The organism is Mangrovitalea sediminis (genome assembly GCF_002514725.1).
In the GTDB taxonomy this organism is placed as follows: domain Bacteria; phylum Pseudomonadota; class Gammaproteobacteria; order Pseudomonadales; family Oleiphilaceae; genus Mangrovitalea; species Mangrovitalea sediminis.
On sequence record NZ_NTLB01000001.1, the window covers coordinates 389,061 to 409,606 of the forward strand.

General features: G+C 58.5%; 22 protein-coding genes and 1 tRNA gene. 13 read left to right on the forward strand and 10 right to left on the reverse strand.

Annotated features, from left to right (window positions below; all coding sequences use genetic code 11):
- Positions 1-21: 21 nt before the first annotated feature.
- Both grxC and CLR77_RS01865 read right to left on the reverse strand, forming a co-directional pair.
- Complete coding sequence (gene grxC / locus CLR77_RS01860; RefSeq protein WP_097458885.1) at positions 22-279, reverse strand: glutaredoxin 3; 258 nt, start codon at positions 277-279, stop codon at positions 22-24.
- 59 nt (positions 280-338) lie between these two features.
- A complete protein-coding gene (locus CLR77_RS01865) occupies positions 339-755 on the reverse strand; it encodes a rhodanese-like domain-containing protein (protein WP_097458886.1) in 417 nt (138 codons plus the stop codon).
- A gap of 133 nt (positions 756-888) precedes the next feature.
- On the opposite strand from CLR77_RS01865, the gene gpmI reads away from it, so the two are divergent.
- The 4 genes from gpmI (at position 889) to CLR77_RS01885 (ending at position 6,175) form a co-directional block, all read left to right on the forward strand.
- Positions 889-2,439: a 2,3-bisphosphoglycerate-independent phosphoglycerate mutase gene (gene gpmI / locus CLR77_RS01870; protein ID WP_097458887.1), complete on the forward strand. Its 1,551-nt coding sequence runs from the start codon at positions 889-891 to the stop codon at positions 2,437-2,439.
- 54 nt (positions 2,440-2,493) lie between these two features.
- Entirely contained in the window at positions 2,494-3,678 is a 1,185-nt protein-coding gene (locus CLR77_RS01875; RefSeq protein WP_097458888.1) for a murein hydrolase activator EnvC family protein, read from the forward strand.
- Positions 3,679-3,788: 110 nt separating this feature from the next.
- On the forward strand, positions 3,789-5,285 hold the full coding sequence (locus CLR77_RS01880) for a S41 family peptidase (protein ID WP_406564941.1): 1,497 nt from the start codon (positions 3,789-3,791) through the stop codon (positions 5,283-5,285).
- Positions 5,286-5,326: 41 nt separating this feature from the next.
- Positions 5,327-6,175: a divergent polysaccharide deacetylase family protein gene (locus CLR77_RS01885; protein ID WP_097459647.1), complete on the forward strand. Its 849-nt coding sequence runs from the start codon at positions 5,327-5,329 to the stop codon at positions 6,173-6,175.
- Positions 6,176-6,258: 83 nt separating this feature from the next.
- Here the strand turns inward: CLR77_RS01885 and hisF are convergent, their stop codons facing one another.
- The 5 genes from hisF to CLR77_RS01910 all read right to left on the reverse strand — a co-directional run bounded on the left by hisF (position 6,259) and on the right by CLR77_RS01910 (position 9,699).
- A complete protein-coding gene (hisF, locus tag CLR77_RS01890; RefSeq protein ID WP_097458889.1) occupies positions 6,259-7,032 on the reverse strand; it encodes an imidazole glycerol phosphate synthase subunit HisF in 774 nt (257 codons plus the stop codon).
- Positions 7,033-7,048: 16 nt separating this feature from the next.
- Entirely contained in the window at positions 7,049-7,792 is a 744-nt protein-coding gene (gene hisA / locus CLR77_RS01895) for a 1-(5-phosphoribosyl)-5-[(5-phosphoribosylamino)methylideneamino]imidazole-4-carboxamide isomerase (RefSeq protein ID WP_097458890.1), read from the reverse strand.
- Positions 7,793-7,829: 37 nt separating this feature from the next.
- The gene (gene hisH, locus CLR77_RS01900; protein WP_097458891.1) at positions 7,830-8,468 is read right to left on the reverse strand and encodes an imidazole glycerol phosphate synthase subunit HisH; all 639 of its coding nucleotides are present in this window, start codon (positions 8,466-8,468) and stop codon (positions 7,830-7,832) included.
- A gap of 90 nt (positions 8,469-8,558) precedes the next feature.
- Positions 8,559-9,152 carry an imidazoleglycerol-phosphate dehydratase HisB gene (gene hisB / locus CLR77_RS01905; protein ID WP_097458892.1) on the reverse strand — a complete coding sequence of 198 codons (594 nt, stop codon included), beginning with the start codon at positions 9,150-9,152 and terminating at the stop codon, positions 8,559-8,561.
- Between the two features lie 82 nt (positions 9,153-9,234).
- A complete protein-coding gene (locus CLR77_RS01910) occupies positions 9,235-9,699 on the reverse strand; it encodes an SRPBCC family protein (RefSeq protein ID WP_097458893.1) in 465 nt (154 codons plus the stop codon).
- A gap of 373 nt (positions 9,700-10,072) precedes the next feature.
- Here CLR77_RS01910 and CLR77_RS01915 point away from each other — a divergent pair, with 373 nt between their 5' ends.
- From CLR77_RS01915 to CLR77_RS01935, 5 genes are all read left to right on the forward strand, one after another.
- Positions 10,073-12,283: an AsmA family protein gene (locus CLR77_RS01915; protein ID WP_158227098.1), complete on the forward strand. Its 2,211-nt coding sequence runs from the start codon at positions 10,073-10,075 to the stop codon at positions 12,281-12,283.
- A 44-nt stretch (positions 12,284-12,327) separates the two neighbouring features.
- The gene (gene mutY / locus CLR77_RS01920; protein WP_097458895.1) at positions 12,328-13,395 is read left to right on the forward strand and encodes an A/G-specific adenine glycosylase; all 1,068 of its coding nucleotides are present in this window, start codon (positions 12,328-12,330) and stop codon (positions 13,393-13,395) included.
- Between the two features lie 51 nt (positions 13,396-13,446).
- Positions 13,447-13,725, forward strand: a complete 279-nt coding sequence (locus CLR77_RS01925) for an oxidative damage protection protein (RefSeq protein WP_097458896.1) — start codon at positions 13,447-13,449, stop codon at positions 13,723-13,725.
- Between the two features lie 56 nt (positions 13,726-13,781).
- Positions 13,782-13,857 (forward strand) — tRNA-Phe (locus tag CLR77_RS01930).
- A gap of 428 nt (positions 13,858-14,285) precedes the next feature.
- Entirely contained in the window at positions 14,286-14,678 is a 393-nt protein-coding gene (locus tag CLR77_RS01935) for a hypothetical protein (protein ID WP_097458897.1), read from the forward strand.
- Between the two features lie 463 nt (positions 14,679-15,141).
- Here CLR77_RS01935 and CLR77_RS01945 read toward each other — a convergent pair whose 3' ends face one another.
- The 3 genes from CLR77_RS01945 to CLR77_RS01955 all read right to left on the reverse strand — a co-directional run bounded on the left by CLR77_RS01945 (position 15,142) and on the right by CLR77_RS01955 (position 17,087).
- The gene (locus CLR77_RS01945; protein WP_097458899.1) at positions 15,142-15,396 is read right to left on the reverse strand and encodes a hypothetical protein; all 255 of its coding nucleotides are present in this window, start codon (positions 15,394-15,396) and stop codon (positions 15,142-15,144) included.
- A gap of 238 nt (positions 15,397-15,634) precedes the next feature.
- On the reverse strand, positions 15,635-15,850 hold the full coding sequence (locus CLR77_RS01950; protein ID WP_097458900.1) for a hypothetical protein: 216 nt from the start codon (positions 15,848-15,850) through the stop codon (positions 15,635-15,637).
- A 346-nt stretch (positions 15,851-16,196) separates the two neighbouring features.
- Entirely contained in the window at positions 16,197-17,087 is an 891-nt protein-coding gene (locus tag CLR77_RS01955) for a lysophospholipid acyltransferase family protein (RefSeq protein ID WP_097458901.1), read from the reverse strand.
- A 169-nt stretch (positions 17,088-17,256) separates the two neighbouring features.
- On the opposite strand from CLR77_RS01955, the gene CLR77_RS01960 reads away from it, so the two are divergent.
- The 4 genes from CLR77_RS01960 (at position 17,257) to CLR77_RS01975 (ending at position 20,544) form a co-directional block, all read left to right on the forward strand.
- The gene (locus CLR77_RS01960; RefSeq protein ID WP_097458902.1) at positions 17,257-18,438 is read left to right on the forward strand and encodes an FAD-dependent oxidoreductase; all 1,182 of its coding nucleotides are present in this window, start codon (positions 17,257-17,259) and stop codon (positions 18,436-18,438) included.
- Positions 18,438-19,244 (forward strand): aldo/keto reductase, encoded by an 807-nt coding sequence (locus CLR77_RS01965; RefSeq protein WP_097458903.1) that lies wholly within the window; start codon positions 18,438-18,440, stop codon positions 19,242-19,244. Before CLR77_RS01960 ends, CLR77_RS01965 begins: the two co-directional genes overlap by 1 nt.
- A gap of 113 nt (positions 19,245-19,357) precedes the next feature.
- On the forward strand, positions 19,358-19,906 hold the full coding sequence (locus tag CLR77_RS01970) for a D-glycero-alpha-D-manno-heptose-1,7-bisphosphate 7-phosphatase (RefSeq protein ID WP_158227099.1): 549 nt from the start codon (positions 19,358-19,360) through the stop codon (positions 19,904-19,906).
- Positions 19,907-19,956: 50 nt separating this feature from the next.
- Entirely contained in the window at positions 19,957-20,544 is a 588-nt protein-coding gene (locus tag CLR77_RS01975; protein WP_097458905.1) for a D-sedoheptulose-7-phosphate isomerase, read from the forward strand.
- The last annotated feature ends 2 nt before the right edge of the window (positions 20,545-20,546 follow it).

Below are 20,546 nucleotides of genomic sequence, written 5' to 3' on the forward strand. Positions count from 1 at the left end.
ACTGTGAAACCGACCATCCGATCAGCTTGCAGACAGCAACCGGTCCAATTCGCCACTACGCTCAAGCGCGTAGAGTTCATCGCAGCCGCCGACGTGGCGGTCCCCGATCCAGATTTGCGGCACCGTATGACGACCGCTTTTCTGCATCATTTCCTGACGTAGCCGGTAATCGTCGTCCACAGCAATCTCCGTGTAGGTAACACCCTTGCTATCGAGCAACCGCTTTGCCCGGACACAGAAAGGACAATAGCGGGTGGTGTAAAGCATCACCGACGACATAATCGACTCCACACTTATCAGACGGGACCACTCCCCGGAGCGTAACGACGCGTGGCCGTTTACTTACGGATTAGGGGCAGGTTACTGCCTCTCCACTCCTCAACGCCACCTCGCAGCCGTACTGCATTCTTGAAACCGGCCTTGTTCAGCATCTTCACGGCGGCACCGGCCGACTGCCCGGTTCTGCACACGAGCAGGATCTGCTGCCCCTCATGCTTCTTCAGCTCGGAGATGCGCTCCTGCAGGTTGGCCAGGGGAATATGCAGCGACCCGGTAATATGTCCGGCCGTAAAATCTTTGCGTTCGCGCAAGTCCACGACCACCATCTGATCCTTATTGATCAGGCTAACCGCTTCATTCGGCGAAATCTTGCGCCCGGCGCGGAACGATTCCAACAACATTAACGCAGCCAGCAATGCTGCGAAGATCACCACCAGGATCCAGTGGTTGACAGCAAATTCAAACAGCCTTTCCATTGATTCAGCCTACGATGGATGTGGCGGCGATTATACACAGGGAGCCTCCCGGACAGAAGGTGCGCCGCATAGCCTAGCCGGGTCAAAACAGGTAAAATCCGGGGCTCTGAAACCCCTGCAACCGAGTTGAGTGATGACTGATACCCGCAAACCGACTGCCCTGATCATTCTTGATGGCTGGGGCCATCGCGATCCTGCCGGCGATAACGCCATCAGCAATGCCCACCTGCCGTTCTGGAATCAGCTGCTGGCCAGCAGGCCCAACACGCTGATCGCCACCTCCGGCATGGCCGTGGGGCTGCCGGACGGACAGATGGGCAACTCCGAGGTCGGTCACATGAACCTTGGTGCCGGTCGTATCGTTTATCAGAGCTTCACGCGAATCACGAAGGATATCGCCGACGGCGGTTTCTATGAAAATCCGGTCTTGACCCAGGCCATCGACAAGGCCGTTGGCGACAACGGTGCCGTACATATCCTGGGCCTGCTGTCTCCGGGCGGTGTGCACAGCCACGAAGACCACATTCATGCAGCCTGCGAACTGGCCGCCCGCCGCGGCGCACGCCGGGTCTATGTTCACGCCTTTCTCGATGGGCGAGACATGCCGCCCCGCAGCGCCGAGCCCTCCCTGCAGAAAATGTCGGCAAAGCTGGACGAACTTGGTGTTGGCCGTGTCGCCTCCATTGTCGGCCGCTACTACGCCATGGACAGGGACAACCGATGGGATCGTGTCGAAAGCGCCTATAACCTCATTACGCGGGGCGAGGCCGACTACAGCGCCGACGATGCCGTTGCCGGCCTGATGGCCGCCTACGAGCGGGGCGAAGACGACGAATTCGTCAAGGCCACGCGCATCCAGGCGCAGGGGCAGGAAGACGTCGGCGTCAACGACGGCGACTGCATCCTGTTCATGAATTTCCGTGCCGACCGCGCCCGCGAAATGACCCGCGCCTTCGTCACCCCGGACTTCGACGGTTTCGAACGGCAGCAGCAGGCAAAGTTGGCCGACTTCGTCATGCTGACCGAGTACGCCGCAGACATCAAAACGTCCTGCGCCTATCCGCCCGAAGACCTGAACAACAGTCTTGGCGAGTATGTGTCCGGCCTGGGACGAACACAGCTACGCATCGCCGAAACGGAAAAATATGCCCATGTCACCTTTTTCTTCAGCGGTGGCCGGGAAGAACCCTTCCCCGGTGAAGAGCGCATCCTGATCCCTTCGCCCCATGTGGCCACCTATGACCTCAAACCGGAGATGAGCGCTCCCGAGGTGACCGACAAACTGGTCGAAGCTATCGAGAGCGGTCGCTTCGACCTGATCGTCTGCAACTATGCCAACGGCGACATGGTCGGCCACACCGGAAACTTCGATGCTGCGGTCAAGGCGGCGGAGTGCATCGACCAGTGCCTGGCCCGCGTTGCGGCGGCACTCGAGAAAGTCGGCGGGCAATGCCTGATCACCGCCGACCACGGTAACTGCGAACAAATGCGTGACGAGCAGTCCGGTCAGGCACATACCGCCCACACGACCGGCCCGGTACCGCTGGTCTACGTCGGGCCGCAGGCGGTTTCCCTGGAAGACGGCGGTCGCCTGAGCGATGTGGCACCGTCGCTGCTGAGTTTGATGCATATCGACCAACCGCATGAAATGACAGGCCATTCTCTGGTAAAACTGGGAGGATAATCTCCCTGCGCCGCTTCCGAAATTCGTCGGAAGCGGCCATATGGCGCCTTATTCATGCCTAATCTGCACCACCAATCCTGGTTCGACAGGCACCATCTGACCCGATGGCTGCTACTGTGCTGCCTGACGCTGGGCGCGCTGCTGCCGGCACCACCAGCCCATGCCGAAGACAGCGTGTCGCCCCAAAAGCTGGAAGCCCTGAAAACCCGCATCAAGGCGGTCACCCAGTGGCTGAACCACGCCCAGATACACCGCAACAAGCTCCTGGAAACACTGCGCGACACTGAGCGCCAGATCGGCAGTCTCAACCTGCAATTGCAGGACCTGCAAAGCAAAAGCGACTCACTCTCTGCAAAACTCAAGCAGTTATCCGACAGGGAAAATAAACTCCGCGGCCAACTCGAGTCGCAGAAGCAGGGCCTGAAGGCGCAGATCCGTGCCGCCTGGATGCAGGGCGACGCCCCCGCACTCAAGGTGCTGCTGAATCAAGCCGACCCCCAACAGGTCGCGCGCACCATGACCTATTACAGTTACCTGAGCCGGCAAGATGTCGCTCAACTCAAGCAGTTCAACGACACCCTTTCAGAACTCCAAAGCACCCGCCAGGAAACCACCCAGGCCCAGCTCGCCCTGGCGGACACCCAGGAAAAGCTGAAAGCCAAGCGAGACGACCTCGGCAAGCAACAATCCGAGCGCAAGGACACCCTGGCCAAGTTGAAGTCGGAGATTACCGACAAGCAACAGGAGTTGACCAACCTCAAGGCCAACCAGCAACGCCTGGAGAAACTGCTGGACAAGGTACAGTCTGCCGTCGCCAATATGCCGCTCCCCAAGGACAGCACGCCCTTCGGCAAACTACGCGCTAAACTTCCCTGGCCGACTCATGGTAGAGTGGTTGGCCACTACGGCGCCCCGGTGGCGGATGGGAAGCTACACCGCAACGGCATACTGATCGCCACCAGCGCCAACGCTCCGGTCATCGCGGTCCACTACGGCCGGGTCGTATTCGCCAACTGGCTCCGCGGCTTCGGGTTGTTGATCATTATCGATCATGGGCACGGCTACATGACCCTATATGGTCACAACAACAGCCTGATGAAACGGACCGGCGATTGGGTCAGTGCCGGCGAAACCATTGCGCTGGCCGGCAATAGTGGCGGAGCCGATACCACAGGACTCTACTTTGAGATACGTCACCATGGCAGACCGGTTAACCCTTTGCGCTGGCTGCGAAAGTGACGCTGACAAAGCCCGAAAACAACACCATACTTGCAGGGTTTTCCCTGGAATGACTCAACCTCAAAGCGGGAAAGTCCCGCGTACTGTCTAACGAGGAACAGGACGAATCGATGAAACTTGCCCGACGTACTCTGTTCAGGACCCTGGCGGCAGCCTCCCTTTCCATGACGCTGGCGTTCAATGCTCAGGGCCAGCCTGCCACGCCCGGCAAGACGCCCACACCGGTCATGCCGTCCCCGGTATTATCGCCGGCTTCTCCCGGCGCCAATTCGGACAACACCGACAACACACCGGTGGACGCGGGCCAGAGCGAAAATGCTCCATTGCCGCTGGACGAGCTGCGCAAGTTCACCGAGGTGTTTCAACGGATTAAGGAGACCTACGTCGAGAAGGTTTCCGACACGACCCTGCTGAACAATGCCATCAAAGGAATGGTGGACAGCCTGGACCCGCACTCCGCCTATATGGGGCCCAAGGATTTCAGTGCCCTGGAAGAGACCACCACCGGCGAATTCGGTGGACTGGGTCTTGAGGTCGGCCTGGAAAACGGCTTCGTCAAAGTCATTACACCGATCGACGATACACCTGCCCAGAAAGCCGGTATGCAACCCGGTGACCTGATCATCAAGATCAACGATCATCCGGTCAAAGGCATGACCCTGGAAGAAGCGGTCAACATGATGCGCGGCAAGGCCGGCTCCGAAATCACGCTGACCATCGTTCGCGAAGGCAAGAGCGGGCCCTTCGATGTCAAGCTCAAGCGCGCCATCATCAAGGTCACCAGCGTCAAGACGCACCTGCTTGAACCCGGTTACGGCTACCTGCGGATCACCGAATTCCAGGCCGGCACCGGCGAACAGTTCATCAAGGGCTTCAAGTCGCTCGAAAAAGTCAATAAAGGCCCCCTCAAGGGACTCGTCCTCGATCTGCGCAACAATCCCGGCGGTGTTTTGCAGGCAGCCGTCAGCGTTGCCGACAGCATGCTGAACAAGGGCCTGATCGTATACACCAAAGGCCGCATCCCGAGTTCACAGCTCAGTTTCAGCGCAAAACCGGGCGATATCACGCACGGCATCCCCATTGTGGTACTGATCAACGGTGGCTCGGCATCGGCCTCGGAAATTCTCTCCGGCGCCCTGCAGGATAACCACCGCGCCGTGATCATGGGCACCCGATCCTTCGGCAAGGGTTCCGTGCAAACGGTGATGCCACTGGGTGAGGACTCCGCCATCAAGCTGACAACGGCACGTTATTACACGCCGAGCGGACGCTCCATCCAGGCGGTCGGTATTACTCCGGATATCGAGGTAAAACAGGCCAAGCTAACGGAAACCGACAGCCAGCCCTTCTTCACGGAAGCGGACCTGACGGGTCACCTGACCAACGATAAGGTCAACGCCAAGAAGGCACGCGAGAAGATTACAAAGGAAGAAGACAAGGATGCCAACAAGGAGAAGGCAATCGATCGCGACTTCCAACTGCGCTCCGCGCTGAACTTGCTGAAGGGCCTGACCATCTTCCGCGAGAAGGGACCTACGACGATACCTGCCGACGATACTGGCGCACTGAAGAATAAGAGCAGCAGCCAGAAGGGCACTAAATCGTGACGAAGCCGTCGCGCCGGCTATTCGTTCATGTCGCCGGGCTGATGCTCGGCGGCATGGCGATACTGGCAGCGGCCATGGTGTCGGCGCAACCGCGACAAACACCACCCACTATCGCCATCATTATTGATGACATGGGCAACGCCGGCTCCTGGGGCGAACGCCTGATCCACCTCAATTACCCGCTGACGCTATCCTTCCTGCCGTTTCGCCCGTTTACCCACGAGCAGGCCATCGAGGCCCACGGCCTGGGCAAGGAAATCATGCTCCACATGCCGATGGCGAACACCCGCAACCTGCCGCTTGGGGCCGCCGGACTGACGCCGAATATGGACGAGGTCACCTTCACCAGGACCCTGCTTCATGCGCTGCAAAGCATCCCTTATGTGCAAGGCGTGAACAACCATATGGGTAGCCTTCTCACCCAGGAAGTGCGGCCAATGGACTGGGTGATGGAAGAGATATCCCGCTATCCGCTGTATTTCGTCGACAGCCGCACCATTGCCACGTCGGTCGCTGCGAACGTGGCGAACCAATATCAGATACCCAACCTGAGCCGCGACGTCTTCCTGGACGACGTGCAGACAGAGCAGGCCATCGACGTTCAGTTCAAGCGGCTATTGGACATCGCGCGCAAGGACGGTACGGCAGTAGCTATCGGTCACCCGCATCCGGCAACCGTGGAATACCTGGAGCAGCACCTGCCGCAACTGGACGCCGAAGGTATCGCCGTTGCCACCGTCAGCGGGCTCTGGCACATCCGTAACGACAACCATGTGATGTTTGCCAGTCATAAGGAAGCCATACTGCCGAACATGGCGCTGGGACAGATCGACATGTCGAGCACGCTTCGAAGCGGAACCGCCAGACCATCGCAGGCGCGCCTGAATTGAAGAGCAAAAAGGGAAGAAAGGCTTAGGAAGAGTGGGAAGAAGGCCCCACTCTGAAGCTGGACACGAAAACCGATGGCACGGCTTTATAAACGGACCTCGACTCCCTGAGCCCGCATAAACGCCTTTGCCTGAGGCACGGTGAATTCGCCGAAATGAAAGATGGAAGCGGCCAGCACGGCATCGGCACCACCCAGCTTGATGCCATCCACCAAGTGCTGCAGGTTCCCGACACCTCCCGAGGCAATCACCGGCACTGACACCGCATCGCTGATAGCGCGTGTCACCCCCAGATCGAAACCCGCCTTGGTACCATCCCGATCCATGCTGGTCAGCAGGATTTCCCCTGCGCCATATGCCGTCATCCGCTGCGCCCACTCGACCGCATCCAGTCCGGTCGGCTTGCGCCCGCCATGGGTGAAAATTTCCCAACGCGCCGGCTCGCCTTCACCGTTGACACGCTTGGCGTCGATTGCCACCACAATGCACTGACTGCCGAAACGCTCGGAAGCCTCGCGGACGAACTCGGGACGAAAGACCGCTGCGGTGTTGATGCTGACCTTGTCCGCACCGGCATTCAACAGGTTGCGGATATCTTCGACGGTGCGCACGCCACCGCCAACCGTCAGCGGAATGAAGACCTCGCTGGCCATCCGCTCGACAGTCTCGTAGGTGGTATCCCGGCTTTCATGACTGGCCGTGATATCGAGAAAGGTAATTTCGTCGGCCCCCTGCTCGTTATAGCGCCGGGCAACTTCAACCGGATCGCCGGCATCGCGGATATCGACAAAATTGACGCCCTTGACCACGCGCCCTTTGTCGACGTCCAGACAGGGAATGATGCGCTTCGCCAGTGACATAGGAGAGCCCTTCCTCTTAGCGCTGCTGCAGTTGCTGATCGCTCCAGGCCTGGGCCTCGGCAACGTCCAGCGTACCTTCATAGATGGCACGGCCGGTAATCGCGCCGAGGATTCCCCGGTCCGCCACAGCCGTCAAACGCTTGATATCCTCCATATCGGTCACGCCACCTGAAGCGATCACCGGAAGACGTGACTTCTCTGCCAGGCGCACCGTAGCCTCTACATTCACGCCCTGCATCATGCCATCGCGCGCGATATCGGTGTACACGATAGCGCTGACGCCGTCATCGGCAAAACGGCAGGCAAGCTCGACTGCATCGACCGAGGAAACTTCCGCCCAGCCATCAGTTGCCACCTTGCCGTCCTTCGCATCCAGGCCAACGATGATGTGACCGGGAAACCTGGTGCACATTTCGGTGACAAACTCGGGTTCCTTGACCGCCTTGGTGCCGATAATGACCCAATGCACTCCCGCATCCAGATACGCCTGGATCGTTTCCGGCGAACGAATGCCGCCACCGATCTGAATCGGCAGATCGGGGAACCGACGCGCAATCGCCTTGACGATTTCGCCATTGACCGGCTCACCGGCGAAAGCGCCATTGAGATCGACGAGGTGCAGCCGACGCGCACCAGCGTTCACCCAGCGCTCAGCCATTTGCACCGGATCGTCGGAGAAAACGGTGGAATCATCCATCCGTCCCTGACGCAGGCGAACACACTTGCCGTCTTTGAGGTCGATGGCGGGAATAATCAGCATGGCGGTATCCAATAGGTTCTCAATCCAGGCCGGAGGCTCAGGCGCCCGACCAATTCACGAAATTACGCAGCAGTTGCAGGCCGGCACGATGACTCTTTTCCGGGTGGAACTGCACGGCGAAGACATTGTCACGCGCAACCGCTGCCGCGATATCGACCCCGTAACGGGTGTGACCGACAACATCCGGGTTTCCCTCGGCTGCGACATAATAGCTATGGACAAAATAGAAGCGCTCGCCGTCGTCGATCTGATGCCAGAGCGGATGATCGCGACTCTGGAAAACCTCATTCCACCCCATGTGCGGAACCTTGAGACGCTCTTCGCCATTCATCAGGTGATCACCAAAATAGCGCACCGTCGCGGGAAACAGGCCTATGGTATCGACACCCTCATTTTCCTCGCTATGGGCCATCAGCGCCTGCATTCCGACACAAATACCCAGCAGCGGACGATCCCGGTATACCTCGAGAACCAGCTTGTCCACATTCAGCCTGCGCATTTCCGCCATGCAGTCACGAATAGCCCCAACGCCTGGCAGGATGACCCTGTCGGCTTCCCGGATCAGGTCCGGCTCGGCAGTCACCAGCACCCGGGTGTCGGGCGCCACGTGCTCCACGGCCTTGCTCACGGAATGCAGGTTACCCATGCCGTAATCGATAATGGCAACGGTTTTCATACCGACCTCGGTTTTGACAACGCTATGAGGAGTGCCCCCAACAAAGACGGCACGCCTTACTAGCAATAATCAATTCAACATGACAGGTGGTTAGAGCGCGCCTTTGGTCGACGGCGTGGCCGACCCCATACGCTCATCATGCTCGATAGCCATGCGCAGGGCACGACCGAATGCCTTGAAGACGGTTTCGATCTGGTGATGGGAGTTATTCCCACGCAGATTGTCGATGTGCAGCGTCACCATGGCGTGATTGACGAAGCCCTGGAAGAATTCACCGAACAGGTCGACATCGAAGCCACCGATCATCGCCCGGGTAAAGGGCACATGCATTTCCAGTCCCGGGCGGCCGGACAGATCGAGCACGACACGGGACAGGGCCTCGTCCAGCGGCACATAGGCATGTCCGTATCGCCGCACACCCTTTTTATCGCCCACGGCCTGGCGAAACGCCTGGCCCAGCGTAATGCCGATATCCTCGACCGTATGGTGCGCGTCGATATGCAGGTCCCCTTTGGCCTGGATATCCAGGTCCACCAAACCATGCCGTGCTACCTGATCCAGCATATGCTCCAGGAAAGGCACCCCGGTATCGAACCGGGCTTCGCCGGTCCCATCCAGGTTAATGGACACGGTAATCTGGGTTTCGAGCGTATTGCGTTCGACCCGGGCCTTGCGTTCGGACATGTCGACTCTGACCTCAAAGGAATGGCAAATACAGAGCGCGCATTATACCTGCAATCACGCGCCCCGTCGCGCCAACTGCGGCTTACTGGAAAGCAGCCTGCAGGTTGCGGGTGTAGACGTCCACCAGCGAGTTGAACTCATGCTTGACCACCGGACTGATAGCCAGCTTGAGCAGGCTCGGCAGCGGTAGAGATAGCTCAGCCTCCGTATGGAAGGACGCATGCGTACGGTCGTCGCCATTGCGCGTGAGGCTCCAGGAGCCCTTCACAACACCGTTGCCCTCACCTTTGACGGGCTCCCACCAGATACGCCCTTTATCCTTGTCAGAGAAATACTTACAGGCATAAATCGTCTGCAGGGCATGCTTGTCAACGCCGATTTTTTCCATTTCCCAGCGAAACGCATTGCCTCCCAGGTCCTCGAGGTTATGCAGCTTGGGGAAATGACTCGCCGAGCGAGGAACATCCGCCAACAGCTCGAACACGTCGTCGAAGCTCGCCGCAAGGTCGAACTCACGACTGATCTCGATCGCAATATTAATCGCCACATTCAACTCCTATTAAGAACACCGGCAGCGCCGGTTACTATTTTTGTAGTTACCGCTTTTGTCGTTGCCGTCTTTTGTCATTACAGACGGTTTTGTCGCGGCAAACTGCCTCGGCCAGCAGTTTGCCCTTGTCATTCCAGATTGACGCGCCAGCTTGCGGTGCCAGACCAGGAGGCCGAACATCGGGATATTATCGAAAAGGTTACGAATCAGCCAGGAAACCTATCGCAACAAGGCAGCGTATCAACTTTTAATTTATGGTGGCTGAGGTATGCTGGCGGCATCCAACCGCCGATTGATGGACACGGCGTGATGATCCAGCCCCCCTGGATCCCAGCGGACAGAAATGGACACGGAAAAGGAACGCTTGACGATGAAAGCGCTACGCTACGCACTCTGGACCCTGCTTGCTCTGATTGTCCTCGCGGTCATCGGAGTCGTCGTTGCGGTATCGGTGATCAACCCCAACGACTATAAACCGCAAATCGAAAAAGCGGTGGAAAGCCATACCCGCCTCGATCTCAAGCTGAACGGCGACATTGGCTGGTCCCTGTTCCCGATCGGCCTGAAACTGAACGACGTGGCAGCAGACCTCGATGGCAAACCCTTCATCCGTGTCAACCGGCTGATCGCGGAGATCGACTTCTGGTCGCTCCTACGCCTGCAGCCTTCCGTCGGCACCTTCGAACTCGATGGCCTCAATGCCGAATTGAGCAAGAACAAGGAAGGCGTCGGCAACTGGACCCGCATTGTGGCGGAGGCGCCCGCGGCAACGAAGACACTGCAGACTCCCGCGAAAGCAGCGCCCCAGCCCCAACCGTCGCAACCGCAAACGGCCCAGGCCGGCAAGCCGCTACAGTTCGACGTCAACAGCGTCAAGATAAGCGATGCCCAGATTCACTATGCGGACGCCGCCACGGGCCAGAAGGTTGCACTGGAAAAACTCAACCTGACCGCGAGCAATATTGCACCCGGCAAGACCTTCCCGCTCGACCTGTCATTCCATGTCGACAACGCAAAACCACAGATGGGCATCGACGCAACATTGAGCGCCAAGGTATTCGCCGACAAGAGCCTGAAGAAGTTCGCGATATCCGACCTCAGCACCAAAGTCACCGCACAGGGACAGCCTTTCAACGGCAAGTCTGTCGACGCCAAACTGACCGGTGCCGTAACAGCCGATCTCGACAAACAGATGGCGTCACTGAGCGGCCTGGAGCTGCAGGTGGCCAATATCACGCTGACCACCAGCGCCGACATTACCGGCTTCAACAACAAACCCGATATCAAGGGCGAGCTGGCGATCAAACCCTTCTCGGTCCGCAAGCTGCTCGACGATCTCGGCCAACCCGATATCAAGACGCAGGATGACAGCGTCCTGAAAAAAGTCGCACTGCAAACCCAGATCTCCGGGAGCGGCGGACAACTTAACCTCAAGCCGTTCCAACTGACACTGGACGACTCCAACTTCAAAGGTTCTCTGGGCTACAACCTGCTCAGCGGCTTCATCGGTGCCGACCTTAACGGCGATCAGTTGAACGTGGACCGCTACCTGCCGCCCAAGGCAGCCAAGGGCAAAACCACCGAAACGGCAGCCTCTCAACAGCAAAGCAGTTCCGGCAGCCCCTCCCCCGCAGCCAACACCCCCGAGAAGGACCTGCTGCCGCTGGATACGCTGCGCCAGCTTAACTTCGACGTAAAACTGGGACTTGGCAAGCTCACCGCGGAAAACCTCAAGATCTCCGACATCCAGGTTCAGGCGACGGGCAATAAGGGCCTGATTCAACTCAAGGCACTCAACGGCAAGATGTACGATGGCAGCTTTGCCACAACGGCCAGCCTCGACGCCCGCAGCAGCAAACCGACCTGGCAGCTCCACAACGACCTCAAGGGGATCCAGACCCTGCCGTTGCTGACCGACCTGGCCAAGGTCAAACTGGTATCCGGAGCAGTCAACCTGAAGGCTGACGTAAAAACCGAGGGCAACCGCATCTCCACCCTGCGCCAGAATGCCAACGGCGAAGCCAGCTTCAATATCGCCAATGGCGCACTGGAGGGCATGAACCTGACCGCCAAGGCCTGTGAGGGGATTGCCCGTCTGAATAAGGACAGCATCGACACCGGTAACTGGCCGGACAAAACCCCCTTCGACCAGTTACAGGGTACCGTGAAGATCAACGGCAACACCCTCAACAACACCGACCTCAGCGCCAAGCTGGTGGGCCTGGCCCTGGGCGGTAACGGCACCGTCGATCTCAAGCAGATGGCTCTCGATTACAAACTGGGCCTGCGCGTGGTCGGCGAGATCAGCAAGGACAAGGCCTGCCGCGTCAATCCTCGCATACAGGGTGTAGTGATCCCGGTTAAATGCGACGGCAGCCTGACCGGCAACAGCAAGTCCCTTTGCCGGTTTGATACGGCCCGCTTTGGCGACGTCCTGAAAGGTATGGCAACCCAAGAGCTGAAAACCAAGGCCAGCGACGCCTTGCAGAAACTGCTCGACAAAAACTCGCAGAAGAGCGACGGCAGCCAGCAGGATTCAACCGAAAACCTGAAGAACCAGCTCAAGAACCTGTTCAAGTAACGCAACAAGCGGCAACGAGCAATAACAGAGAACAACGAGGGACAATGACGACATTCGCCGACAAGCTGCTGTCCTGGTATGACCAACACGGTCGTCAGGACCTGCCCTGGCATCAGGATCGCTCAGCCTACCGGGTCTGGATTTCGGAGATCATGCTCCAGCAGACCCAGGTCGCCACGGTCATTCCCTACTTCGAGCGTTTCATGCAGCGCTTCCCGGATGTCGCCACCCTCGCCGACGCGCCACTGGACGACGTGCTCGAACACTGGTCAGGGCTGGGCTACTACGCCCGCGCCCGTAATCTCCACAAAGCCGCGAAACAGGTCTCAGAGCAATTCGGCGGAGCCTTTCCCGAGGACATCGAAGCCCTGGAATCCCTCCCCGGCATCGGTCGATCCACCGCAGGCGCCATTCTCGCCCAGGCCTTCCAACAGCGCGCGAGCATTCTCGACGGCAACGTCAAACGGGTGCTGGCCCGCCATCATGCGATAGCCGGCTGGCCCGGCCAGACCGACGTGCTGCGCCAACTGTGGGATAAAGCCGAGACACACACGCCAGACCACAGAGTCCGCGACTACACCCAGGCCATCATGGACCTGGGCGCCCTGCTCTGCACTCGTAGCAAGCCCGACTGCCAGCAATGCCCGATCAACGACAGCTGCGCCGCCTTTCAACGCGGCACGCCGACCGAGTATCCCGGACGCAAACCCCGCAAGACCCTGCCCGAGAAGGCCACCTGGATGCTGATGATCGAAGACGGCGAAGGCCGCCTGCTGTTCGAACGTCGTCCTCCCAGCGGCATATGGGGCGGCCTATGGAGCCTCCCCGAAGCCGATCCGGCGCTCAATACCGAGGAACTGGCGGACTACTGCGCCAACCACCTGGGGCTGGACTGCCAGCCCGCCGAGCCCAGGGCCGGCCTGCGCCACACCTTCAGTCACTATCACCTGCAGATCCAGCCCGCCCTGCTGCGCTGCCTCGGCACCCGGGCCGTTGCCGACAGTGACCGCCGCTGGCATTTTCGTGACGACGCGGTACGCGCTGGTATCCCCGCACCGATCCGTAAGCTGCTAACGGAACCGGCCCAGCTCGATCTGGCCCCTGCCCCCTGAACGTTTTTGCTATCATCGCCCCATCATTCAAGCATCCCCAGGAGAAACCCCATGAGCCGTAAGGTCCTCTGCCGCAAATACCAGCAGGAAATGGACGGCCTCGACTTTCCCCCCATGCCCGGCGCCAAGGGTCAGGAGATCTTCGAAACCGTCTCGAAAAAGGCATGGCAGGAATGGCAGCAACAGCAGACCATGCTGATCAACGAGAAACACCTGAATCTGATGGACCCCAACGCACGTAAATATCTGCAGGTGCAAATGGATCGTTTTTTGAACAACGAAGCCCACGATACCGCCGAAGGTTACGTGCCACCGGAAAATCAGGGGTAAAACCGCAAAAACACCCTTGACTAGCGTCGGCCAAATCGGTTTAATAGCGCCCCGTTGCCCGGATAGCTCAGTCGGTAGAGCAGGGGATTGAAAATCCCCGTGTCGGTGGTTCGATTCCGCCTCCGGGCACCAAAAATTCAAAGGCCTAGCTCTCACGAGCTAGGCCTTTTTTTCATGGGACAAATATTCCAGGAACAACAGACATTCACCCGCGCAATATTCGCGGTACCACCAGGCAATTGGCCACCACTCAGCCCAAGCCCAGCCCTTCCCCCAAGCATTGCTTATCCATCAACGAACAATTAGCGCCTCTCACAACCACCCTATCCAGCGCAATCCGTAGTAGCCACAGACCCCAGCCCCCAAACACACCGTGAACGCCCGAAAGGCCCGCGGGCCAAGCCTTTTGGGCATAGTTTCAATTTAATAAACAATTGGTTTATGGAAGGCGAGTTTATCTACATACGGGAAACTGATGAAATACTCCCATACCGCTCCCGCAGCCAAACAAACCGACAGCCCGAGCGAACTCACACAAGCACCACGTAAGGAGATTCATCATGAACACCATCAACACGACATCTGCAATTACTGCTCTGGCACTGGCAGCGGCCTTGGCTACCGGCTCAGGGGCTGCCTTCGCGAACGACCATAATTACAATGGCGTTGCCAGTGGCAAGGTCGTTATGCCGACACCGTATGTAGTTCATCAGCAGGCAATCAACGACCGTAACGTGAACTCGCACAACTATGACGGCATTCCGTCAACCGTGAAGTTCACGAGCCCTCGCACCCAGGTGTCTCATGCGAATACGGGAAGCGACCTCAACGTGAATTCGCACAACTACAGCGGCCACACGTCCAACGTGAGCCTGTCGGGTCTATATGACCAAGCCTCTGCAACCAATGCAGAAAGCTTCCAGCGCGACGCTCACCAAACGACCTGGTTCTAGTTGACGGGCAGAGAGGGCGCAGCCACTGGTCGTCAAAGTAACCGCTGCGCCACTCTCTACCAGGAACCGTGGTTGGTAGGCTTCAAGGAAAGACCCAGCTCCTGCGCTTTGGATCTCACCGCGCTGGGGCTCCTTCCCAGTTTCAGGCATATCTCGTTAAGCGGCAGCCTCCGCTCGACCAAGTCGACCAGAGTCCTCTCGTCGTTTCCACTCCAGCGCTTTCCTGAATTCCTCATAATTTGCGCTCCTTGCTCGCCGTCCGGCACCCTGTTACCCGGTAAACAGACAAAGATCATCATAACGCACACAGGTGATCATCTTTTATACAAACGGATTTTCCTGCAACGGCAGGCGCCTGAAACCAGCGTCAGTCGATAAAGGCAAGTATGGAGGGAGGAGAAAAGAAGAGAATCAGGAACGGCAGCTCATCCTTGGCACGTCACCGCCGCTCCTGACGACGGCATCAACCCAAGTGGCTCTCAACTGCGGCAGCGGGGAGCATACCCGTCACTTTCATTCGAAGTTCATTGCGCTCGGCAAAAAGGGTGGCGACGGCATCCATCACTTCGAGAAGACTGACAAAATGGCGAAACAGTGACTCTCCGCCAATCTCCAAGGCATAACGTGCGACATAGCTGCCGTCAGAAGTAAACTTGCGATCGATTTCCCGAACCCGGACATCTTCGCGCTGGAAGATCACTCTGGAACAATCGTACATAGCTGTCATCCTTTGTCGCTGGATCTGCCCGGCGATTATGGCAAGCCCCCCGACACGACTAAGTCCGGCATTACCCGTATATAACGGCAGCGAAAACGCAGGTTGGAAAGGTTTTTAAAATGGAATTTAAATATTTATTTTCAATAAGTTAAGTGAGATTTCCTGAGAATATCAGAAGTGCAGCATGGGCAAGTTGTTACGCGATGGTAAGCGGGGGACAAGCGACAGATTCGAAAATTCAACCCCAGTCGAGTTGGTACGTATTGGCCTGATCATCGTCGCCCAGCAGCATCTGCAAATATCCCTCCGCCTCCTGGCGCTCGGCAAAGCTGTGTAAGACGCCCTCCCCCTCGACCTCGATGTCATAACGAGCAGGGGATACGCCAGCGTTTTCATCTGCGACGACAACTTCTACCAGCTTTATGAGGCCGGCATCTCGAATCAGAGTGCGCATACGCGTCCTTAGCAGGGATTTGCCGACAAAAGCGACAAAGGTCACATCAGCGTAGGCGACAAACGCAGAACAATCAAAAAAGTGACGGCGAGATCAAAAATTAAAAAAGGCCCCGCTGCCTGCCGGGGCCGAAAACTGGGTGTCTCAGGAGAATGGCAATACAATCCAGACGTTGGCCATCAGTCTGCTCCGGGACGCTTCATCGGAACAGGCACCCAGACCCGAAAGACGTCTCCCGTGGGAGGGAAAAGGACGCCAAGAACATCTCGAGCGCTCGCCAGCGCTCAGCCCTATTTAGCATCCTGAACATGACAGTTTCTTGAAAGGCGGAAATCTTTACCGCCACTCATTCGTAGTAGATTCGAGGCAAGCCCTTCGGGCGACGTTTGAAGCGACGGTACTCCCACTGATATTGGGACGGCTCCAGCGAGATTCCCTCTTCGACACAGCGATTGAGCGCCGTCAACGACGATTTTAGGTCAGGGGCCTCAACGCCATCGGCGGGCTTGATGATCAGACGGAAGCCCTGTGCATTGGGCAAACGCAACGCATAGGCGCACAAAACAGAAGCTCCCGTGCGCGCAGAAAGCCGGGAGGCCAATGTCATCGTACTGGTCTCCAACCCGAAAAAAGGTGCGAAATCCGAGCTTTCCTTCGGAGGCACCTGGTCCGGCAGAATACCAACGACACCGCCGTCTCTCAGGATCGCCAACAGGCGCGCCACCCCTTTATTGGTGGTCGGCACCAGTTCCGCTCCACTCCTGCTGCGCGCCTTGCGCATGTAGTTTTCAAGCCCCTGTAAGCGCGGCGGCCGATAGAGAGAAGCCATACGAAATTTCGAAGCCAGGTACAGCCCGGTCAGTTCCCAATTCCCCAGGTGCGGCCCGAGCACGATCACGCCGCGGCCCTTTTCCAGGCTCTCTCTGATCAGTTCCTCGCCCTCCACTTCGCGCACCAGCGCCAGGCTCCGCTCCAACGGCCACTCCCAGATCGCGCCTGCCTCAACAATGGTTCTGACGGTGTCCTGCATACTGCGCCGCCCCAGGTCCCGACACTGGTCTGGCGTCGCCCGCGGATAGCAGAAGTTCAGGTTGGTCCGAGTGATACGCGCTGGCTTCAACTGCAACCACCAGATCAGGTCGCCAATGGCGGCACCGAGACGCTGTAGGGAACGCAGTTCGAGTTTGGCTAACCAATGCGCCAAACGGACGATAAGCGAGGCGGCAAATTCCTTCATGAGTAAAAGGCGCTCCAGGGAAAAACTGGGTCATTCGAGGCGCTGCGCAGTATAGCGCTTGAAGCCGCCCGGTTGAACGACGGTTTACCACAGGTGAAATGGCGCGGGAGGACGATTAGACTAGGGAGCCTCCAAAACGACAGTTGACCACGAGGATTATCGAGACAGGATGAAGCAGATCGAAGTCGACGTACTGATTGTCGGTGGCGGCGTAGCCGGCCTCTGGTGCCTGAACCGTTTAGTGCAAGAGGGCTACAACGCTATTCTATTCGAAAAACGGGCCCTGGGTGGCGCCCAGACCTGCCTGTCCCAAGGCATCATCCATGGTGGCGCCAAGTATACCCTGAACGGAATGTTGTCCGGTGCCGCCAGCGCCATTGGCGATATGCCCTCCCGCTGGCGCAACTGCCTACAGGGGACAGGCGACATCGACTTGCGCGACACCCGCCTGCTCTCGGATGCCCACTATCTCTGGTCCAACGGCTCGCTGTCGCAACGCATGACGGGTTTTTTTGCCAGTAAGGCCATGCGCAGTCGTACCCAAAAAGTCAGCGCGGACGAACGACCGGCGATTTTCCGCGCCCCCGGGTTCCGCGGCCAGGTGTATCGCCTGGACGAGCTGGTGCTGGACACACCCTCATTGGTCAGAAATCTGAGTGCCCCTCATCAGGATCGCATCTTTCAGATCGATGCGGCCGACGACACGACATTCCACCCGGAAACAGCAACAGCACCTGCCCGGCTGGAACTCAACAGACAGGGCGTCACCCTGATGCCGAAACAGGTCCTGTTGACTGCCGGGGAAGGCTACGCCGATCTCGCCAAAACCTTCGGCCTACAAGAACCGGAGATGCAGTTGCGCCCCCTGCACATGGCGCTGGTTTCCCATCAGGACGGTTTCGACCTTTTCGCCCATTGCATCGGTGCCTCCGCGAAACCGCTCCTCACCGTTACCACACACCGGGCAGCGAGTGGACGCCATGTCTGGTACCTGGGGGGCGAGCTGGCGGAAAGCGGTGTCGATATGACGTCAGAAGAAGTGATCGAACGCGGACAATCCACCCTTCGTCAACTCTTGCCCTGGATCACGCTGAAAAGTCCACAGTGGCGGACCGTCCGCGTCAATCGCGCCGAACCGAAGCAAAGCGGTGGTGTCCGGCCGGATACGGCCTTTGTGGAACGCCGTGGTCCCATCCTCGTGACCTGGCCGACCAAGCTGGCCTTGAGCCCAAATCTGGCAGACCGGGTACTGGAGCAACTCGATCCCCCCAGCGGCACCCACTCTGACCTAAGCGCCTTACAGGCGTCTCAGCCGGTTCCGCTAACCGCTACCGCCTGGGAGGATATGTAATGCTACTCAGAAGACTCGGCAGCACCGACCTGGAGATCAGCCCGCTAGGCCTGGGAACCGTCAAGTTTGGCCGCAATAAAGGCGTCAAATACCCTGAGGCCTTCGAGCTGCCGGACGATGAAACCCTGCTCGACCTGCTGGCCTGCACGCGCGACCTGGGCATCAACTTTCTGGATACCGCGCCGGCCTATGGCGAGAGCGAGGCCCGTTTGGGACGCCTGCTGCGCGGCCAACGCCAGCATTGGATACTCGCCACCAAGGCTGGCGAATCTTTCGATCCCGAAAGCGGGGAGTCCAGCTATGACTTTACACCGGAAGCCCTGATCCGGAGCGTCGAAACCAGCCTGCGGCGACTGGCCACCGATTATCTGGATCTGGTCATGATCCACTCTGACGGCGACGACGAGCGCATCATCCACCGACTGGGAGCCCTGGAAGTCCTGGCAGACCTAAAAAAACGCGGCTGGATCCGGGCCAGCGGCATGTCGACCAAAACCGTCGCCGGCGGTCTCGCGGCGCTGGGTCAGTCCGACTGTGCCATGGTCACGCTCAACATCGACGATCTCGAACAGCTACCGGTCATTGAGCAAGCCAGGACCAGCGGCAAGGGCATTATCATCAAGAAAGCCCTGGCCTCCGGACACACAGCCAAGGATCAGGCACGCCAGGACCCGGTGCGGGAAGCCTTCGAGCTGTCGTTGACACAACCCGGCGTCACTTCGGTCGTCGTTGGCACGATCAACCGCAGACACCTGGAGGCCAATGTGGCCATTGCCAACCAGATTCTCGCGTCGTCGTCACACTAGTTGTCACGATTGATGATTTTGACAACGCGACAGAGGTATCAGATGTACCCAACCCCAATTGTCGGCACCCGCCCCTCCGCCACCCGGCCCCCGATACAAGGGGGAATGCGCCCGTGACGACCTCCTTCAAAGGCCTGTTCCTGGATCGGGACGGCGTCATCAATGTCGACGAAGGTTACGTTTATCGCCCACAGGACATAAGGTTCATTCCCGGCATTTTCGCCCTATGTCGGGCCGCCCAGAAAAAAGGCTACCGCATCGTCATCGTAACCAATCAATCCGGCATCGCCCGCGGCTATTATTCGACGGCACAGTTCGAACACCTTTCAGGCTGGCTGGCCGGCCAGTTCCAGCGTCAGGGGGTAACGATAAGTGGTATACTGCACTGCCCTCACCACCCCGCCGTTGAGGGGCCCTTGGGGCGAAATTGCTGGTGCCGCAAACCCCGGCCCGGCATGTTGATCGAAGGCGCGCGCCGTTATCGCCTGGACCGGCAGCGTTCGATCATGATCGGCGATAAGGTGTCGGATATTCAGGCCGCCCGCCAGGCCGGGATTCGTCGGGCGATACTGTTTCGGGAAGCGCCTGGCAAGCGCTTTCGACGACGCAGTCTGGCGGACCATACGATCACCCGGCTTTGCCAGGCGGAAAAGTTGCTTTAACGGCTCGCGGGCCGACGACAACAGTTTGAGACGACAGGGGAAACAACCTAATGCAGGAAACTTTGGTCACCGCCCATATTCAGCGCAGCATCGAGGCCAAACAGGCAATCCTTGCGGATGCTGCACTACTTGCAGCCCTGCAATCCTGCGTGTCGCTCTGCGTCGACGCGCTCAAGGCCTCCGGTAAACTGATCATTGCCGGGAACGGTGGCAGTGCAGCAGATGCCCAGCATATTGCGGCAGAACTCGTCGGCCGCTACAAGAAGGACCGGCCCGCCTTACCCGCCATCGCCATTACGACAGACACTTCAGCCCTGACGGCCATCGGTAACGATTACGGCTATGACCAGGTCTTTTCGCGCCAAGTCGAAGCCCTGGTTCAGCCGCAGGATGTTTTTATCGGCATCTCCACCTCCGGCAACTCCGGCAACATACTGGCCGCAGCTGATGTCGCCCACGAGCGGGGAGCCAAGGTTATCGGCCTTATGGGCCCCGGCGGACGACTCGCGGAGAAGGCCGATATTGCCCTGAATGTTCCGGCAACGGCGACCGCCACGATCCAGGAATGCCACATCATGCTGGGCCACATTCTCTGCTCGGCCATCGAGGTCGAAATGTACGGTCAGGCATTGGTATAAAC

Coding starts and splice junctions, on each gene's coding strand:
- grxC (WP_097458885.1), bottom strand. CDS start 279: ATGTCGTCGGTGATGCTTTACACCACCCGCTATTGTCCTTTCTGTGTC.
- CLR77_RS01865 (WP_097458886.1), bottom strand. CDS start 755: ATGGAAAGGCTGTTTGAATTTGCTGTCAACCACTGGATCCTGGTGGTG.
- gpmI (WP_097458887.1), top strand. CDS start 889: ATGACTGATACCCGCAAACCGACTGCCCTGATCATTCTTGATGGCTGG.
- CLR77_RS01875 (WP_097458888.1), top strand. CDS start 2,494: ATGCCTAATCTGCACCACCAATCCTGGTTCGACAGGCACCATCTGACC.
- CLR77_RS01880 (WP_406564941.1), top strand. CDS start 3,789: ATGAAACTTGCCCGACGTACTCTGTTCAGGACCCTGGCGGCAGCCTCC.
- CLR77_RS01885 (WP_097459647.1), top strand. CDS start 5,327: ATGCTCGGCGGCATGGCGATACTGGCAGCGGCCATGGTGTCGGCGCAA.
- hisF (WP_097458889.1), bottom strand. CDS start 7,032: ATGTCACTGGCGAAGCGCATCATTCCCTGTCTGGACGTCGACAAAGGG.
- hisA (WP_097458890.1), bottom strand. CDS start 7,792: ATGCTGATTATTCCCGCCATCGACCTCAAAGACGGCAAGTGTGTTCGC.
- hisH (WP_097458891.1), bottom strand. CDS start 8,468: ATGAAAACCGTTGCCATTATCGATTACGGCATGGGTAACCTGCATTCC.
- hisB (WP_097458892.1), bottom strand. CDS start 9,152: ATGTCCGAACGCAAGGCCCGGGTCGAACGCAATACGCTCGAAACCCAG.
- CLR77_RS01915 (WP_158227098.1), top strand. CDS start 10,073: ATGAAAGCGCTACGCTACGCACTCTGGACCCTGCTTGCTCTGATTGTC.
- mutY (WP_097458895.1), top strand. CDS start 12,328: ATGACGACATTCGCCGACAAGCTGCTGTCCTGGTATGACCAACACGGT.
- CLR77_RS01925 (WP_097458896.1), top strand. CDS start 13,447: ATGAGCCGTAAGGTCCTCTGCCGCAAATACCAGCAGGAAATGGACGGC.
- CLR77_RS01935 (WP_097458897.1), top strand. CDS start 14,286: ATGAACACCATCAACACGACATCTGCAATTACTGCTCTGGCACTGGCA.
- CLR77_RS01945 (WP_097458899.1), bottom strand. CDS start 15,396: ATGTACGATTGTTCCAGAGTGATCTTCCAGCGCGAAGATGTCCGGGTT.
- CLR77_RS01950 (WP_097458900.1), bottom strand. CDS start 15,850: ATGCGCACTCTGATTCGAGATGCCGGCCTCATAAAGCTGGTAGAAGTT.
- CLR77_RS01955 (WP_097458901.1), bottom strand. CDS start 17,087: ATGAAGGAATTTGCCGCCTCGCTTATCGTCCGTTTGGCGCATTGGTTA.
- CLR77_RS01960 (WP_097458902.1), top strand. CDS start 17,257: ATGAAGCAGATCGAAGTCGACGTACTGATTGTCGGTGGCGGCGTAGCC.
- CLR77_RS01965 (WP_097458903.1), top strand. CDS start 18,438: ATGCTACTCAGAAGACTCGGCAGCACCGACCTGGAGATCAGCCCGCTA.
- CLR77_RS01975 (WP_097458905.1), top strand. CDS start 19,957: ATGCAGGAAACTTTGGTCACCGCCCATATTCAGCGCAGCATCGAGGCC.